This is a genomic window from Olsenella sp. CU969 (genome assembly GCF_905219715.1).
Classification (GTDB): Bacteria; Actinomycetota; Coriobacteriia; order Coriobacteriales; family Atopobiaceae; genus Granulimonas; species Granulimonas faecalis.
This window is the reverse complement of the sequence record NZ_CAJMXC010000033.1, coordinates 1-17,836: the sequence shown is the minus strand read 5'-3', so window position 1 is coordinate 17,836 and position 17,836 is coordinate 1. Positions and strand designations below refer to the sequence as shown.

Here is a 17,836-nt window from a genome sequence, read left to right as displayed (position 1 = left end):
GATGGGCGACGAGACCCTCGAGGACGTCTTCATGGACGTCATGGCCGACGGCGCGGGGGAGGGGCGATGAGGCTGTTTGCCCGGGTGGTGTCGGTGCAGCTCCGCTGCCTCGTCTCATCCGTCTCCCGGCAGGACCGGGGCTGCGGCGTCAGGGTGCTCGTGGGCCTGGCCTACGGGGTGCTGGCCGTGCTGCTGGCCACCTACTCGGCGTTTCTGGGCATGGGCCTGGAGATCATGGGCGCGGACGGGGCGGTGCCCGTCTTCTGCGTGGCGGTGGGCACCGTGGCGGGCGTGGCCTTCACCCTCTACAAGGCCTCGGGCCTGCTCTATGAGGCCGGCGACTACGGCCTCATGCTGAGCTGGCCCATTCCCGAGCGCGTCCAGGTGGCCGCGCGGACCGCCTCCCTGGTCCTGGCCAACGTGGCCATGACCGCCCTCGTGGCCCTGCCCATGGGCATCGCCGCCATGGCCTTGGGTGCCTCTTTCGGGGTGGGCCCCACGGCGGTAAAGGTGCTGGCCCTCGTGGCCTGCGTGGCCCTTGCCTCCCTGCCCGGCACGGGGGTGGCGGTGCTCGTGGCCGCCGCCGTGACCATGGCCACGGCCCGTCTGACCCACGCCAAGGCGGTCTACACCGTATTCATGGTGGCGCTCGCCCTGGTGTTCATGGTGGCCTACTTCGCTCTGGTGGGGTCGTCCCCCTCCATCTCGGGGGAGGGTGAGGTCCAGGCCGTGGCCGGGGTCCTGGCCGCTGCTACGGACGGCATCTGCGCCGCGTGGCCCCCGGCCGCCCTGCTCCGCTCCGCGTGGGTGTCCCCGGAGGCGGCGGGGGTGGTGCCCCTCGTGCTATTCTGCGCGGTCTGTGTGGCCGTGGGGGCCCTCTGTCTCGAGGTGGTGGCCCGCACCTACCNTCGCACCATNGCAGNCCTCGCCTCCGTGTCCGGCCCGCGGAGGGCCGCCCGGGTTGGGGCTGCCCGGAGCGCCTTCGCCGCCCTCTGCCGCAAGGAGGTGGGCCAGGTCTTCGACACCACGTCGGTGGTGGTCAACGACCTGCTCGGCCTCCTGCTGATGGTGGTGCTGGCCGGGGCCGTGGCCGCGGTGGGCCTCGAGGGCGTCATGGGCGCCCTCGACATCCCCGCCTCCTTCCATGGCGAGATGGGGCCTGTCATGGCGGCGGCTGTGCCGTGGGCCCTTGCGTTCTGCGCCTCCATGGCGCCGGTGNCGGCGGTNTCGGTCTCCCTCGAGGGGCNCTGCTCGTGGATCATGGAGACGCTGCCCGTGCCGGTGCCCGTTCTCATGGCGTCCAAGGTGGTCCCGTGGGCCGTCGCATGCCTGGGTGCCTCGGCGGTGTCGGCCGTGCTCGTGGCCGTGGCGGGGCTCCCTTGGACCGCCTCGGTCCTCAGCCTGGCGGTCCCCTGCGCCACGTTCTGGCTCACGGCTAACATCGGCCTGTTCCTCGACGGCCGCAGGCCCGACTTCCAGTGGACGAGCCCTGCGGCCCTGGCCAAACGGGGCCTGCCCATCACGGTCTCGGTGGTGGTGTCGACGGTGGCCTGCATCATCATGGCGGGCCTTGTGGTCGCCGGTCCCTTGCTTCTGGGGTGGCCCGACGGAGGGGCCGCCATGGCCAGCCTCGTCGTTGCGGCGGTCTTTGCGGTCGTGGGCTCCCTGCTCTTTTGGGCGTCGTGCCGTCGGCCGGTGCCCCGGGAGCGGTTGTAGCTGGATGGTTTTTCAGGCCCCGGTGTGCCCTCTGGTGCGCCGGGGCTTCTTTTATGCACCCTCGGGGTGTCTTGTGGATGAAAAACCGCCACCTGTGGTAAAGACCTCGACAACCATCGATGCATCATCTGCGATTATTTGTTAGAAAGAGTCTGAAAGAGATTGGGGGNGCCATGGGTCGTTACCGTTCGGAGTGGAGTTCGANGCGTCGGCGTCACCCGTTTCTGGCGCGCCTGACGTCGCTGCGCTCGCGGGTGATCGCCCGCCTTTGGCGCCACGGCCTCCGCGATCGGTACTCCCATGACCCGCTGAAATTCGGTCGCTCCCCATTTTAAGGATTATCGTCTTTTTTCTGCCCTCTAACCCTCGGTATGCATCCGGTGTCCCCTGTGGCGCGTCATGTCCGGCCGAGGCACCCGCCATAACCGGCCGTCCTGCCGCTCCCTCTGGCATGAGTGACGAGCCCGCCGCGTCGCCGTGACTCGGTCGAGAAGCCATTGGGGCCGATAAGCGCGCCACNGTGGCGCGTCGTCCGTGTCGCCGCGGCATGGAAAGGGGTCAGGAGGCGTGCGGCCCCTCGACCCCTTTGATCGACTGTTCAATAGGCGAAGTGACAGATGGGCCAGGCACCGCTGTCACGCGCGCCGGTGGCGGCTCAGTCCAGGGCCTCCAGGCCCAGCAGGGCCGCACCCAGGGCGCCGCAGAGCTGGGAGTCCTCGCTCGTGGTCACCGGCGCCCCCAGGGCCTCGCCGATGGCGGCCACAACGCCCTCGTTGTTGGCGACGCCGCCGGTCATGAGGTAGGGCGGCTCTGCCTTCANCCGCTTGGCCANGCTGNGGATCTTGCTGGCGACCGACTGGTCGAGGCCGTGGATGATGTCGGGCACCGGCGTGTCGTCGGCCACGAGGGAGACCACCTCGCTCTCGGCGAACACGGTGCACATGGAGCTGATCTTCACGTCCTTCTTCCACTCGAGGCCCTGGCGGCAGAACTCGTCGAGGGGCAGCTCCATGGTGCGGGCCATCATCTCGAGGAACCGGCCCGTGCCGGCGGCGCACTTGTCGTTCATGACGAAGTTCACCACGCCGCCGTCACGGTCGAGCTTGATGACCTTGGAGTGCTGGCCACCGATGTCCACGATGGTCATGGCCTCGGGGGCCAGGGCATGGGCGCCCCGGGCATGGCAGGTGATCTCGGTGATGGAGGTGTCCATGTCGGGGATGGAGTCGCGGCCGTAGCCCGTGGCCACGGCGAGCGTCNCCTGGTCGCGGGAGATGCCGGCCTTCTCGAGCACCTGATCGATGGCCTTGCGGGCGCTCTCGGTGGCCTTGGAGCCGGTGGGCAGGATGACGCTGGCCACCACGGTGCCCTCGCCGTCCACCACCACGGCGTCGGTCGAGGTGGACCCGGAGTCCACGCCCATCACGTACACGGGGCCGTTGCCGGCCGAGAACCTCATCTGGTCTGTCATACCCACCAACGTNNCGTCGAAGGCCTTGAGCCTGGTGCTGAGCTGGCCNGCGCTCTGACGCGTGCCGTCCGTCTCCACCTTGAGCATGGGGACGGGGGAGTCGGCCGAGACGGACAGGTACTCGAAGCCGTAGTAGTCGCAGAACTTCATCGTGTGGTACACGATGCCGCGCTGTCCCGCGGTGCCGATCTGCTCGGAGCGCCGCTCGACGTCGGCCATGCGCAGGCACGGCACCTGGTCGAGCAGGGCACCGGCGTACCACTGCACGAAGGAGTCCATGGGGTCGGGGCCGGGCGCCTGGGCGTCGCAGGCCTCGTGGCACGGGCGCTGCTGGGGCACGCGGCCCAGGCGGGCCGGGGGAGAGGCCACACGGCGGCCGCCGGTGCANGTGAGGTTCTCCACCGGCACGTCGAAGGCCTCTGCGGCCGCCTCGAGGAGCGAGTCGGGCCCGTGGGCGCCCAGCAGGGTCACGCGGGCGTCCTGGCGCGCCACCGGCGGCTCGAACGACGCGAGGGCGCGACCCACGTCGAAGCTCGCGCCCGTGAAGCCCTCCCAGGCCGACGCCAGCCGGCGGAGCTCCGCCTCCAGGCGGTGCCGCTCGGCCGGGCCCGTGAGGTGCGGCAGGTCCACGAGGAACAGGAAGTCCAGGCACTGCTCGGCCTCGAGCACGTCGTAGATGCGGCGCATGACGTCGCAGCAGCTTGTGAGCACGAGGGCGCGGACGTCGTCGCGCAGGGCGTAGGAGATGAGCGACTTGCCGAACCCGCACAGGTTGGGGTGGGCGAGGCGGTCGGCCTCCTCGAAGCTGTCGGCCTCGTAGGTCACCGGCTCGCAGGCGGCCCCGTAGCCGGCGAGCAGCTCCACCGGGGCGTACTTGCAGGCGTAGTGGACCACGGGCGCCCGGTCGAGGGCGCGCGTGCGCACCGACTCGGGGGCCTCGTCACGGGCGCCCGGGGTGTCCACCGGCGTGGGGCGCGGCACGGCCGCGCGGCGCGGGCTCACGCCACCGTCCCTCTCGCGGGCGTGCCGTGGTCCCGGCGCTTGTGGAGCATCTCGAGGAACGCCCCCAGACGCGTGGCGGCCTGGCCGCCGGGGAAGTTGCCGCGGTTGCAGCCGTCGCCGTCCAGGGACAGGCACGGGTAGCCGTCGGCCTCCAGGGTGCGGCGCATGAGCTGGGAGCAGCCCATGGTCTCCTTGCAGCCCCAGTGGCAGAACACCACGGCGCCGTCGGCCCCGGTGCGCTCGCAGAGCTCGCGCATGCGCTCCACGCGGCGCGACGCCGGGCCGTTGTAGGAGTTGCGGATGAGGCGCTCGGCCATGGCCAGGTAGGGCTCGCGGGCGCCGTCGTGGTGCCAGCCGTCGAGGCTGGGCTGGTCGAAGCACATGTCGCTGGCGATGACCTGCTGGTCGGTGTTCACGTCGATCAGCTTTTGGAGCGGCACCGAGAAGAACGGCGCCGTGGCGCTCCACACGAGGTCGATGCCGTCGTAGGGCTCGGCCGCCGCGAGGTCGGCCGCCAGGGCGTCCACCATGTCCTCGGCCACCTCGGTGCCCAGCATGGTGTGGAGCACGAGGGCGTACTGCATCTCGAGGCCCATGTTGTTGCGGACGAACCGCCCGCGGCGGAGCGGGAGCGTGCCCACGAGGGTGTCGAGCGTGCGCTGGGAGCGGGCCACGCGGGCGCGGAGCTCGTCGCCGTCCACCGATCCGCCGTAGACCTCGCAGAGCCGGGCCTCGAGGTCGCGGAGCTGGTCGGCCACGTAGGCGCAGCCCTCCTCGGTGTACTCGGCCGGCACGTCGATGTAGCTCTGGGGACAGCCGTAGCGGTCCGCAAGGAGCCGAAACGACAGGTTGTTGGCGTCGCAGGCCACCGAGCAGTTGGCGATGAGGAGCGGGGGCGCCAGCACGCCGGCGAGGGCGCCGCCGAGCAGTACCTTGTGGAAGGAACAGTAGGTCTCGGGGATGCCGCTCTTCTCGGCACTCTCGATGAACGCGCTCTCGGCGTGGGCCCCCGCCACGAAGTTCGCGGCCGCCTCGGCGATGAGGGGGTGGAGGCCCAGGCACTGGAAGATCTCGTTGGGCATGAAGANCGAGGTGANCACCNCGNGGTCGGGGTGCTCGAGGGCGCAGGTCACCGAGTCCAGCGCATGGCGTGCGGCCATGCGCGAGGACCTGGGGGCCCAGCGGTCGGGCAGGAAGCGCGTCTGGGCGCGCTTGACCTGGAACGCCTTGAGGAGCCAGAACCCGGTGATGTCGGGCCGCTCCTCCATGACGTCGTCGATGGCGGCGGCCCAGGCGTCCAGGATCTTGATCCCGAGCTTCTGGTCGTCGCTCTTGGTGGTTTGAGCCATGGTCCTCCTTGGTACGCNGCCTCAGACGAGGCNCGAGACCTCGAGCTCGGCCGTGGATGCCGCTATGATGTCCGCGCCTCCGATGACGCAGACGCCGCCCGTCTCGCCCACCTGGGCCACGGCGGCGCCGAGGGCGCGCACCGTGTCGACCGACGAGTCGAGCACCTCCTGCCTGACCTGGGCGCGCCACGCGGGCCCGCGGCCCGAGATGCGCAGCTTGTCCTCGCGCCGCATGGCGGCACGGGGCTTCACCGGCGCGTCGAGNCCCGCCACCGTGGAGATGACGAAGCCCTCCAGGTCGGAGGCGGCGGGGTCCCACCCGGAAAGCCACGCGCCCGCGCCGGCATATGCGGCGAGGGTCGGGTCCACCGCAGGGTCGCGGTAGGAGTAGAACCCCATCACCGAGGCCGGCGTCCCGCTGAAGCCGGCCCCGTAGGCGCCGCCCAGGACACGCACCTCGTTCCAGAGGTACCCATAACTAAGGGCCCGGGACGCGATGAGCCAGGAGCCGTTATAGGCAACCGGGTCCCGGGGCAGCGTGAGGCCGGCGGCGGCGCGGCCCACGAAGCACACGTTGGCAGGGATGGTGAACGCCTCGCGGGCGGGCTCGGGCTCGGGGACCTCCAGCTGGGTCTTGGTGGCATGGCCGTCGTTCATAAGGCCGAGGTCGCCCGCCGCCTCCCAGTAGCGCTCCACGTCGCCCGGGGCGCCGGCGAACGAGGTCTCCAGGCCGTCGCCCTTGAAGATGCGGCCCTGGAGGTTGCGGAGCACCTCGCAGAGCGACGCGGCGCGGCGGTCGAAGGAGTCGAGCAGCGACACGAGGAACCGGTAGAAGCCGATGCCCGAGACGGCGTCGGCCACGAGGGCCCCGCGGGAGTAGTAGCTGCNGNAGCGGGCGAGNGCGGCGCTGTGGCCNGAGCCGATGAAGCCCTGCTCCATGGCCACACGGCGCTGGGTGAGGATGGCGCGGATGCGCTCGGTGTCCTCGAAGAGCGTCTCGAGGCACACCTCCATGGGCAGGCTCGCGAGGCCGTCNACCTTCTCGGAGAGGGAGGCCGCGCCCACCACGAACCTGGGTCGCGCCACGCCCAGGGGGTCGTCGGCGTCGCCGTAGGTCTCGATGAAGGTGGAGAAGTCGCCCAGGGTCGACTCGAGCAGGCAGTCGAGCTCGGCCGCCGTGTGGCGCCGGGTGTCGAGCTTGCCGAGCAGGCAGGCGAGCACCTGGGCGTAGGGGAGCTCGGGCCACGCGAGGCGCTCGAGGTCGAAGTACGCGTAGGTGTAGNCGATGCGGTGCGTNTCGAGGTCGTACACATGGCAGGGGTAGGGCGCCTCGACCTCGCGGGAGGTCACGGGCGCCGGGGCCTCGGCGATGTCCGCCAGCGTGAGGTGGGGCAGCTTGGCGACGTCGGCGGGGTCGTCGGGGCGCTGCTGCTCCTCCTTCAGGGCCCGGGCCTCCTCCATGACGTCCTCGAGCCACGCGGTGTCCATGGCCTCCTTGATGCGGGCCAGGTNCTCGGCCTCGCGGGCCGTGCCGGTGCCCTCCTGGGGCTCCACGCACACGAGGGCGCTGTGGGGGTTCTCCACCACGGCCTCGCGCAGCAGGCGGTCGAAGATGCCGAGGCCCATGGAGTCGCCGAGGTCGCGGCAGGCGTCCTCGTAGCGCACNTAGGAGAGCGGGTCGTCCTCGTCGTAGAGCCAGCTGCCCATGGCGCACACGGCCAGGGCCACGCCGTCCGGGTAGCCGAAGTCGCCCTCGCGCAGGTTGAACTCTGCCTGGGCCAGGGAGGCCTGGAGGCGGTCGCAGGGCACCCCGGCGTCGGCCAGCTCGGCGCAGGCACCCTCCACGAGGGCGCGGAACTTCTCGGCGACGCCGGGCTTGGCGCCCTTGAGCTCGAAGACGACCATGGGCTGTGCCATGCCGTCCACCACGAACGCGCAGGCGTCGTCGCCCAGGTCGGCGTCGATGATGCGGCGCATGAGCGGGGCCTCGTTGGAGCCCATGAGGGTGTCGAGCAGGATGTCGGCGGCCAGCACGCGCTCGCGGTCGGCCCATGTGCCGATCACGTAGCCCAGGCCCACNCAGCGGTTGTCGGGNGCGGTGGCCAGCGGCACCTCGAGGGGCGCGGGCGACACGGGCCCTTGCATCGCGAGCTCGTTGGGGCCCTCCTCGCCGCGCACCTCGGCGGCCGAGAAGCGCTCGTCGAGGAAGGCGAGCTCACGGTCGATGTCGATGTCGCCGTAGAGCACGGTGTGGGAGTTGTCGAGGCGGTAGTGGCGCCGGTGGGCGTCCACGNACTCCTCGTAGCAGAGGTCGGGGATGGCCTCGGGGTTGCCGCCCGACTCGTGGCGGTAGCAGGTGTCGGGGAAGAGCTGGCGCTTGAGCTCCATGAACAGCACGTCCTCGGGGTCCGANAGCGCGCCCTTCATCTCGTTGAACACGACGCCGTTGATGGTGAGCGGCGCGTCGGGCGACTCCAGCTCGTAGTGCCAGCCCTCCTGCTCGAAGATGCGGGGGCGGCGGTAGATGTTGGGGTCGAGCACGGCGTCCAGGTAGACGTCCATGAGGTTCTCGAGGTCTGCCACGTTGGTGGAGGCCACCGGGTACATGGTCTTGTCCGGGAAGGTCATGGCGTTGAGGAACGTCTGCATGGAGCTCTTGAGCAGGTTGACGAAGGGCTCCTTCACCGGGTACTTGGCCGAGCCGTCGAGTACGGAGTGCTCGAGGATGTGGAAGACGCCCGTGTCGTCCGCGGGCGGCGTCTTGAAGGCGATGGAGAAGGCGCGGTTCTCGTCCGCGNTGGCGAGCCACAGGAGCCGGGCCCCGGTGGCGCGGTGGGTGAGGACGTAGGCCCAGCCGTCGACCTCGGGCACCTCCTCGGCGCTCACGACCTCGAAGCCGGCGTGCACCTCGCCCGGGGCGAGCTCGTCTGCGTGTGCGGTCTTGGGGTCCNTGGGTCCTCCTCGGGGTTCGCGGTATCTAGGANACTATAGCCCTACGGGGTGCGCCCCCGAGCGAGGGGCGGCCGGTGATGTGCCTGTTCAGCTGGTGAGGAACACCATGACGAGGATGGCCGCGAAGCCCGCGAGCTCCGCCGGGACGAAGGCCGTGCCGGTGAGCAGCACGCTGGCCACGGTGGCCGTGACCNNCTCGACGGTGCCGAGGAGGTTGGCCTTGTAGGCACCGAGGTTCTTGACGCCCTGGAAGAACAGGCCGTAGGCGAGGACCGTGCCGGCCACCACGGTGAAGGCGAGGAGGCCCCAGCCGCCCGCGTCGAAGGCGGGCATGCTCTCCCAGGGCCGCACGGCGACGCACAGCGAGCCGCCCACGATCACCATCTCCATGCCCACGATGGCCATGGAGCCGTACTCGGCCAGGAGGCGGCGGGACAGCACGGCCACGACGGCCGCGCCCGTGGCGCAGCCGATGCCGAACGCCAGGCCGGCGGGCGAGATGTGGAGCGCCCCGAGGTCGCCGTGGGTGGCCACGAGGTACACGCCGGCCAGGGCCAGGACGAGGCCGGCGAGCTCCCGGCGGCGCGGCGCGCGGCGGGTGCGCAGGCACACGTAGACCAGCACCATGGGGATGGAGAGCGACTGCAGGATGGTGGCCGTGCCGGAGTCCGTGAGGTCCACGGCGTAGAGGTAGCAGCAGGAGTTGAGGAACATCCCCAGGAGGGCCGAGGCCAGGAGCTGGAGCACGTCGCGGCGGCGGCGCGCGAGGTCGCTCACCACGCGGGGGTTGCGTACGAGGGCCATGGCCAGGAGCAGCACGCCGGCGAGCACCTGGCGCACGCAGACGAGCCAGAGGGGCTCGATGCCCCAGGCGCCCATGAGGATCTTGGAGCAGGTGCCCGAGAGGCCCCAGAGCATGCCACCCACGAGGGTGCAGGCCACGCCCGTGGCCGCGACGGAGCGCGGGGAGGGCGCGTCCGGACCCGTCTCGCCGAGGGGCTCGCCCGGGACGGCCCGGACCTCGTCGCCGTTCTCTGCGAGTGCGGGCTGGGTGTCTCGGGCCACAGGTCCCNCTTCGGTTTCGGTCTGGTTACGCAAGGAGCGATTGTACCCCCGGCGTGGTCCCTGAAGAAACGGTGGGGGTGCCCCGCGCGCCGCCACCGCGGCGAGGAAAAAGGCNGGCACCCGGTGGGGGTGCCGGCCTCGGATGCCGGTGGTGTGCGCCGCAGGGCGGCCCNCCGGGCGCTNNNTGCGCTCCATCTCGGCCAGNGTGGCGATGTACCAGTGGTCCGCGTTGGGCGGGCAGTACTTGCGGGCGGCCTCCATGGAGATGGTGGGGCCGTAGATGCGGGCGAGGCCGGCCACGTGGTCGCGGATGGCCTCCTCCCAGCTGCCCCAGCTGGAGCTGCCCCAGCCCCAGGCGTTGTGGGGCTTGAAGCAGTAGAGGCCCTTGGAGCTCTCCGTGTTGGAGATGGCGGGCGACCAGCGCGGGTCCACGCCGTAGTCCCAGGCGGCGTCGGCGAAGGTCTTGCCCTGGCCGCCGAGGGGCGAGCCTGCGAGGTAAGCGTCGATGCGCGGGGCCCAGTGGCCCACGAAGGCCTGCTTGTCCTGGCTCCAGTCGACGGAGCTGGGCGTGGCCTGGGAGGGGGCGGCGAGCTGGGCCTCCTGGCCGGCCTGGGCCTGGGCGGCGGCCACGGCGGCGGCAGCCTCCTCGGCCTCGCGGCGGGCCTTCTCCTCGGCCTGGCTCTGGGCCTCCTCGCGGGCNGCCTTGGCCTCCTGGAGCGCGGTCTCGGCCTCCTCCTTCTGCTCCTCGGCCTCGGAGAGCTTCTGCTCGAGCTCGCTCTGGTTGCGGTCGAGCTCGTCCTGGAGGTCGGCCAGGCGCTGCACCTGGTCGACGTTGTGGTCCTCCACGGCGTTGAGGTAGGTGATGGTGGTGAGGAACTCGTTGAAGTCGTTGGACGAGAGCACGAGGCCGAGCAGGCCCGGGCTGTCCTGGTGCATCTTGTAGCTGGCGTTGATGGCGGCCGAGGCCTTCTCGCGCTGGCCGGGGAGCTGTGCCTCGACCTCGTCGATGCGCTTCTGGTTCTCCGCCGCCTGCTGCTCGAGCTCGGCGGCCTTGGCGGTGGCCTCGTCGAACGCGGCGCCGGACGACTCGATGCGCTCCTGGAGCTCCGAAAGGTCGGCCTCGGGGGCGTCGGCGTCGGCGAGGGCGCTGCAGGGCACGAGTGCGCCCGCAAGAAGCAGCGCGAGGGCCGTGCCGAGAAGGCGCGACGCGATCGAAGGTCTCTCCATGCCACACTCCTCCGGTTGGGGACAGGGGCTCGCGGCGCAGGGCCGGCGAGGGGCGCCTCCCAAGGTGCGGGCCGGCGCGGGGCGGGCGACGCCCGCAGGGCCCGGGGGTGTCCCGGGTTATGCAACCATACACTCATCCAGAAAGGTCCATGAACTCCGCATATGCCTTAACCGGCGGGAATTGCATAAACATCAAACGATATGCCGCACGATGGAAAAACGGGGCATCGTTTTTGCGCCCCGCTTCCACCGGTCCCTACCAAACGGTGCTCGCGTTTTTGCATGGGGCCCCGGCGCCGCCCGCGGGAGGGGCGGCGCCGGGGCCCGGTTATCGCGGCCTCTCGGGCAGCGGCGGGGTCGTGCCGGCGACGGGCCGGGGCCCGTCTCGGGACCTACTTGACCACGAGCACGTCGCAGTCGCTCTCGCGCACCAGGAAGGTGGAGATGGAGCCGAGGAGCGCGTACTTGATGTTGGAGAGCCCACGGGCGCCGCAGACCACGATGTCGGGGTGCACGGCGTCGAGCATCTTGTCCTTGAGGGTCTCGCGCACGCGGCCCAGCTCCACCACGACCTCGTACTCCTCCAGCCCGCCGTGGGCCTGGGCCTCCTCGAGCACCGGCGTCACGGACTCCTTGAACGCGGCCGTGCGCTTCTCGACGTAGCCGTCATGGGGCTCGCCGGCGGCCTCGAGGGCCGAGGTGTCCACCACGTGGCCCACCACGAGCCTGGCGCCGTTGTNTACGGCGACGGTGATGGCGCGCTCGAGCACGACCCCCTGCTGGTCGGAGCCGTCGAGCGAGACGAAGACCAGCTTGTAGCCCATATCCTTGTACNAAACCATGACCCTCCTTATCGGCCCGGTGGCCGNGCGATGGCGCCGCTTGGCGACNCGTCCGACGGACAAAATACTACGCTGCCTGAAAGCCCTTGCGCACGGGGCCGTTGAGAGAAACGGTNAAAAGGCTAGTGCATGCCAACCGAGGGTCCATCATGGATAGGCCCGGAACCGGTTNCCCGTGGACGAGCCTGTGGGCNCCAACGATGGTTAAGGAGTGAGCGTGGACATCGTCGAGTTGCTCAAGGCGGCACTGTTCGGCCTGGTGGAGGGGGTCACGGNGTGGCNGCCCATCTCCTCCACGGGGCACATGCTGCTCCTCGACCAGTTTGTGNCGCTGGACGTCTCCGAGGACTTCTGGAACATGTTCCTCGTGGTCCTCCAGCTGGGGGCCATCCTGGCTGTATGCGTGCTGTACTTCCGGCAGCTGAACCCCTTCGCCCCGTCCAAGACGCCCGAGGAGCGCCGCGGCACGTGGTCGCTCTGGGCCAAGATCGTGGTGGCCTGCATCCCGGCGGCCGTGGTGGGCATCCCGCTGGACGACTGGATGGAGGAGCACCTCTCCNGCCCCTTCGTCATCGCCGCCGCCCTCATCGTCTACGGTGTGGCCTTCATCGCCATCGAGCACGTGCGCGAGGGCCGCGCCATGGCCCGGGCCGCGGAGCTTGCCGACGCCCCCCATCCCAGGCACCTCAAGGTGCAGGAGGAGGCCGTGCTGCCCCAGGCCACCAAGGCCGAGCTCGCGGACGCCGACCAGCCCGTGCAGACCATCGAGGAGCTCGACATGGGGCGGGCCGTGGGCATCGGCTGCTTCCAGATCCTGTCGCTCGTGCCCGGCACGTCGCGCTCCNGCTCCACCATCATCGGCGGCCTGCTTCTGGGCTGCACCCGCACCGTGGCGGCCGAGTTCACGTTCTACCTGGCCATCCCCGTGATGTTCGGCGCCTCCGNGTTGCGCCTGGCCAAGTACTTCCTGGCCGGCAACGCCNTCACGGCCGCCGAGGGGTCGGNGCTGGCCGTGGGCTGCATCGTGGCCTTCGTGGTGTCGATCCTGGCCATCCGGNTCCTCATGGACTTCGTGCGCAGGCACGACTTCCAGGCGTTCGGCTGGTACCGCATCGTCCTGGGCGCGCTGGTCATCCTGTACTTCCTCGTGGTGAGGTAGGGGAGCGTTCCGGTTGCGAGGCCCCGTCGCGGATGCGCCCGCGGCGGGGCCTTCTTCGTGGGGAGGGGGCGCGGATGCGCGACAGGGGCGCCGCGAACGGCCTCGAGTGCGCGGCCGTTGCGCCGCGAGTGGCAGTGGATGCGCGACAGGGGCGCGAACGGCCTCCGATGCGCGACGTGCACGCTGCGAACGGCATCGAGTGCGCGACGGTGGCGTGAACGGCCCCCGATGCGCGGCCGAACTGCCGTGAGCGGCCTCGAGTGCGTGAAACGGGCCGAGAATCGCGCACTGGAGGCCGTTCGTGGCGATGAAATCGCGCACTGGAGGGCTTTCGCGTTTTCATCGCGCATCGNAGGCCCTTCGCGGCGGCCCCGGCACGGACCCGGGGTTGACGGTCTCGGGATCGACGACCCTTCCTACCGGTCGAGGTAAATCGAGCTGATGATCAAGGCGCCATGGGGGTCGGTGTCGTTCCATGAGTAGATGGCGACGTGGCTGCCGACGGTCATCCCTTGGCCGTCCGGCGATTCGGTGGCGCTGCGGGGAGGGGAGAAGGTGAAGGTGAGCGTGTCTCCGTCGTCCGTCGTCACGGTCAGCGAATCGTCGTCGATCTCGGCAATCGTCCCGAGGTAAAGCGTGCGCACCGCGGTGCCGGTCACCAGGCCCTTCTGGTCGGCTGGGTCCGCCGGGGGTGGGTCTGTTCGCTGTGTTTGACCGTGGTCTTCGAAAACTGGCATTGATTTTCTTTCGGTATGATGGCTTATTTCAGAAGGATCACTTGATACCAGTGCTATCAGAATAAAAACAATGGATCCCCCTATCAGGATCAGGAGGACCCCTTGTTGTTTGGTTATTTGACTGGCCATGACGTATCACCGTGTAGTCGGTCATAGCTTCGCATGCCATGGCGTGACCCGACCTATTATAAGTGCTCGAGTCTAATGCGAGGAGCCGGTGTGTGCCCCGCGTCCCTTTTCGGCTTCGTTGCAACCGTCCCGGCCCCGGCCCCCATGGCCTACCCTAGGCAAAACGCCGCCGTGCCCGGAGGAGCCGCAATGACCGCAGACCGCACCGTAGCCCAGATCTTCCGCGATTTCAGGCAGCCCGTCTCGTTCGAGATCTTCCCGCCCAAGGGGGAGCTCTCCGCCGAGGAGGCCCGCTCCCTGGCCGCCGACCTCGCGCCCCTCGACCCCGCGTTCGTCTCGGTGACCTACTCCGCCGGCGGCTCCGGCAACGCCGGCCCCACCGTGGAGGTCGCCTCCATGATCCAGCGTGACCACGGCATCCCCACGGTGGCCCACCTCACCTGCCAGGGGCTCACCCGCGCCGCTCTGGCCGAGAAGTGCGCCCAGATGCGCGCCGCCGGCATCCGCAACGTGCTCGCCCTGCGCGGCGACCCGCGGCCCGATGTGGGGCCCGGGGACTTCGAGCACGCCAGCGACATGATCCCCTTCCTGGTGGATGAGGGCTTCTGCGTGGNGGCGGCCGCCTACCCCGAGGGGCACATCTCGTGCCTGGACCCTGAGGTGGACGTGGCCTACCTCCGCGCCAAGCAGGACGCCGGCGCGAGCTTCCTCCTCACCCAGCTCTGCTTTGACAACGAGGCCTGCTGCCGCTTCCGCGAGCGCTGCGACAAGGCGGGCGTCACGGTGCCCGTCTCCTTCGGCATCATGCCGTTCATGTCCAAGTCNCAGGTGAGCCGCATGGTCTTCATGTGCGCGGCCAGCATGCCCGCGGCCGTGGTCAAGCTCCTGGCCCGCTATGAGGACGACCCCGAGGCCCTGCGCGCGGCCGGCNTGGANTACGNCTGCGACCAGCNGGCCGACCTCGCGGCCCACGGCGTGGACGGCCTGCACGTCTACACCATGAACCGCCCCGGGGTGGCCGCCGCCTGCGCCGCCGCCGCGCGCGGCGAGGGCCGATGAGCGCCGCCTGCGCCGCCGCCACAGGCATCCTGGCGGGCGCGGGGTCGTTCTCGCCCGATNGCTCGGAGGTGCTCCGCTACTTGGGGCACAGGGGGCAGGAGCTGGGCCCCGAGCTGGAGGGGCGCCTCTCGGCCGTCATGGCCCGCGCCGCCGCCGAGGTGCGCCCCCGTTGGGTGNGGCNCGCATACCCCGTGGCGCCGGGCCCCGAGGGGTTCGTCGTGGGCGGCCCGGGCCTGGTGCTGCCCGGCCGCTCCATGGAGGTGCTGCTCGGGGACGCCCGGGCCGTGGCGCTCCTGGCCGTGACGTGCGGGCCCGGACCCGACGCCGTGGCCGTCCGCGACGCCTCCCGCGACCCGGTGGGGGCGCTCGTCTACGACGCCTGCGCCATCGACCTCGTGGAGCAGGGCGCCGACGCCTGCAACGACGCCGTGGACGCCTGGGCCGCGGCCCGGGGCCTCGTGCCCACGCGCCGCTACAGCCCCGGCTACGGGGACCTGCCGCTCTCGGTGCAGCCCGCCTTGCTCGACGCCCTGGATGCAGGCCGGCGCCTGGGCGTCACGCTGACCGAGAGCCTGCTNATGGTGCCGATGAAGTCCGTGACGGCCGTGGTGGGGATCGGGCCCGCCTGACCCGCCACGCGCCCACCGAGGAGGGTGACCCCATGACCGACGAGAAGCCCGCCGACCTGCTCGGCGCCGCCCTGGCCCGCGAGGCCTTCCTGCTCTTCGATGGCGGCCTGGGCACCATGCTCCAGGCCCGGGGCATGGCCCCCGGCGCCGTGCCCGAGCTGCTGGTGCTCTCGGACCCCGACCTCGTGGCCGGCGTGCACCGCGCCTACGTGGAGGCCGGCGCCGACGTGGTCACGGCCTGCACCTTCGGCGCCAACGCCGCCAAGCTGGCCGGGCGCGCCACCGTGGCCGAGGTCTTCTCGGCGGCCGTGGCCCTCGCCCGCGGCGCCGGCGCGCGCTACGTGGCGGCCGACATGGGGCCCACGGGCGCCCTGCTCGNGCCCCTGGGGCCCATGACGCTGGACGAGTGCGAGGCGCTCTACCGCGAGCAGGCCGAGGCCGTGGCCGCCACCGACGCCGACCTCGTGGTCATCGAGACCATGGGCGACCTCCTGGANNCCAAGTGCGCGCTCCGGGTGTGCCGCGAGGTCCTGGACATCCCGGTGGTCGTGACCATGACCTTTGGTGAGGACGGTCTCACGTTCCTGGGCACGCCGCCCGACGTAGCCGCGGCCACGCTGTCCGCCGCCGGGGCCGCCGCGGTGGGTGTCAACTGCTCCCTGGGGCCCGACCGCCTGGTGCCTGTGGTGGAGGCCATGGCCCGGGTGTCGCGCGTGCCCGTGGTGTGCCAGGCCAACGCCGGCCTGCCCCACATGGAGGGGGACCGCACGGTATTCTCCGTGGGGCCCGAGGAGTACGTGGCCGCCGCCGCCGACCTCGTGGCCGCCGGCGCCACCGTCCTGGGCGGCTGCTGCGGCACCACCGGCAGCCACATCGCCGGGCTCCGGCGCCTCCTGGACGGGGCCGAGCTGCCGGCGCCCGCCTACGTGCCGGCCTTCACNGTGGCGAGCGCCCGCCGGCTCGTGGGGCTGCCGGTGGGCGGGCACCGGGTGGCCGTGGTGGGCGAGCGGATCAACCCCACGGGCAAGCGCCGCCTCAAGGAGGCGCTGCGCGCCGGCGACCNCGACTACCTGGTGGCCGAGGCCCTCGACCAGCGCGACGCCGGCGCCGACCTCCTCGACGTCAACTGCGGCCTGCCCGAGCTGGACGAGCCCGCCGTGCTCGCCGCCGCCGTGGGCGCCGTGCAGGCAGCCTGCGACCTGCCGCTGCAGGTGGACTCCACCGACCCGGCGGCCCTCGACGCCGCCTGTCGCGCCTACGCCGGNAAGCCGCTCATCAACNCCGTCAACGGCTCCGAGGAGTCCCTGGCCGCCGTGCTGCCCGTGGCCGCCCGCCACGGCGCCGCCGTCGTGGGCCTCACGCTGGACGAGGACGGCATCCCGCCCACGGCCGGGGAGCGTGCGGCCATCGCGCGGCGCATCNTGGCCCGGGCCGAGGAGGCCGGCATCGCCCCGGAGGACGTCTCCATAGACTGCCTGGCCATGGCCGCCTCCACCGACCAGGGTGGCGTGGCCCAGATCCTCGAGGCCCTGCGCCTCGTGCGCGCGTCCCTGCCGGTGCAGACCATGCTCGGCGTCTCCAACATATCGTTCGGCCTGCCCCTGCGGCCGCTCGTGAACGCGACGTTCCTGGCCGAGGCCCTCTCGGCAGGCCTCACCATGCCGATCATGAACCCGCTGNNTACCCGCAGCGCCGACGTCGTGGCCGTGCACCGGGTGCTCGACGGCGAGGACGGCGGCGCCCGGGCCTACATCGAGGGCTGCGCCGGCCGCACCGACGCCGCGGCGGCCACGGCGCCCGGGCCGGCCACGGCTGTCGGCGGGGCGGGGGAGGGGGCGCCCGCCACCGACGAGGACCTGGCCCGGCAGCTGATCCTCTCGGGCCGAAAGGGCCCCATGGGAGAGGTCGTCCGCCGCCTGCTGGGGAGCCGCGACGCCCTGGACCTCATCGACTCCGTGCTCATCCCCGCGCTGGACGAGGTGGGTGAGCGCTTCGAGGCGGGCACCATGTTCCTGCCGCAGCTCATGGCCTCGGCCGAGGCCGCCGGCGCGGGCTTCGACGTCATCAGGGCCGCCATGCCCGAGGGCTCCTCGGGCGGCAAGGGCGGCGTGATTCTCGCCACGGTGAGGGGCGACATCCACGACATCGGCAAGAACATCGTGAGGATGCTGCTGGAGAACTACGGCTACGACGTCGTTGACCTGGGCCGCGACGTGCCCCCGGAGGCCGTGCTCGCCGCCGTGGAGGAGACCGGCATCCGCGTGGTGGGCCTCTCGGCGCTCATGACCACCACGGTCAAGGCCATGGCCGAGACCGTCGAGCTCCTGCGCGAGAGGGCCCCGGGCACCTTCGTCTTCGTGGGCGGCGCCGTGCTCAACCCCGAGTACGCCGAGATGGTGGGCGCCGACGCCTACGCCAAGGACGCGGCGGAGAGCGCGCGGATCCTCTCGGAGGTCTACGCGTAGCGGCCCTCCCCATCGAAGGCCGTCCCACCGAACC

At 71.2% G+C, this 17,836-nt stretch carries 10 protein-coding genes; 4 read left to right on the top strand and 6 right to left on the bottom strand.

Annotation, left to right across the window (positions count from 1 at the left end; all coding sequences use genetic code 11):
• Positions 1–2,371: 2,371 nt before the first annotated feature.
• The 5 genes from JX283_RS04910 to JX283_RS04890 form a co-directional block, all read right to left on the bottom strand.
• Positions 2,372–4,189 (bottom strand): acyl-CoA dehydratase activase, encoded by a 1,818-nt coding sequence (locus tag JX283_RS04910; protein ID WP_204829589.1) that lies wholly within the window; start codon positions 4,187–4,189, stop codon positions 2,372–2,374.
• The gene (locus JX283_RS04905; protein ID WP_204829588.1) at positions 4,186–5,538 is read right to left on the bottom strand and encodes a 2-hydroxyacyl-CoA dehydratase subunit D; all 1,353 of its coding nucleotides are present in this window, start codon (positions 5,536–5,538) and stop codon (positions 4,186–4,188) included. The genes JX283_RS04910 and JX283_RS04905 overlap by 4 nt, the downstream gene beginning before the upstream one ends.
• A gap of 21 nt (positions 5,539–5,559) precedes the next feature.
• Entirely contained in the window at positions 5,560–8,445 is a 2,886-nt protein-coding gene (locus JX283_RS04900) for an insulinase family protein (RefSeq protein WP_204829587.1), read from the bottom strand.
• 132 nt (positions 8,446–8,577) lie between these two features.
• Positions 8,578–10,782, bottom strand: a complete 2,205-nt coding sequence (locus JX283_RS04895; protein ID WP_204829586.1) for an EamA family transporter — start codon at positions 10,780–10,782, stop codon at positions 8,578–8,580.
• A gap of 392 nt (positions 10,783–11,174) precedes the next feature.
• Positions 11,175–11,624, bottom strand: coding sequence for a universal stress protein (locus tag JX283_RS04890; protein WP_204829585.1), 450 nt, complete (start codon positions 11,622–11,624; stop codon positions 11,175–11,177).
• Between the two features lie 217 nt (positions 11,625–11,841).
• Between JX283_RS04890 and JX283_RS04885 the strand changes: the two genes are divergently transcribed.
• Entirely contained in the window at positions 11,842–12,783 is a 942-nt protein-coding gene (locus tag JX283_RS04885; protein ID WP_204829584.1) for an undecaprenyl-diphosphate phosphatase, read from the top strand.
• Positions 12,784–13,199: 416 nt separating this feature from the next.
• Here the strand turns inward: JX283_RS04885 and JX283_RS04880 are convergent, their stop codons facing one another.
• Positions 13,200–13,649, bottom strand: a complete 450-nt coding sequence (locus JX283_RS04880) for a hypothetical protein (protein ID WP_168354041.1) — start codon at positions 13,647–13,649, stop codon at positions 13,200–13,202.
• A 189-nt stretch (positions 13,650–13,838) separates the two neighbouring features.
• Between JX283_RS04880 and JX283_RS04875 the strand changes: the two genes are divergently transcribed.
• The 3 genes from JX283_RS04875 (at position 13,839) to JX283_RS04865 (ending at position 17,802) form a co-directional block, all read left to right on the top strand.
• On the top strand, positions 13,839–14,708 hold the full coding sequence (locus JX283_RS04875) for a methylenetetrahydrofolate reductase (RefSeq protein ID WP_204829583.1): 870 nt from the start codon (positions 13,839–13,841) through the stop codon (positions 14,706–14,708).
• On the top strand, positions 14,705–15,337 hold the full coding sequence (locus JX283_RS04870; protein WP_204829582.1) for a vitamin B12 dependent-methionine synthase activation domain-containing protein: 633 nt from the start codon (positions 14,705–14,707) through the stop codon (positions 15,335–15,337). The genes JX283_RS04875 and JX283_RS04870 overlap by 4 nt, the downstream gene beginning before the upstream one ends.
• Before the next feature lie 32 nt (positions 15,338–15,369).
• Positions 15,370–17,802, top strand: a complete 2,433-nt coding sequence (locus tag JX283_RS04865) for a homocysteine S-methyltransferase family protein (protein WP_204829581.1) — start codon at positions 15,370–15,372, stop codon at positions 17,800–17,802.
• Positions 17,803–17,836 lie beyond the last annotated feature (34 nt).

Coding starts and splice junctions, on each gene's coding strand:
- JX283_RS04880 (WP_168354041.1), bottom strand. CDS start 13,649: ATGGCCAGTCAAATAACCAAACAACAAGGGGTCCTCCTGATCCTGATA.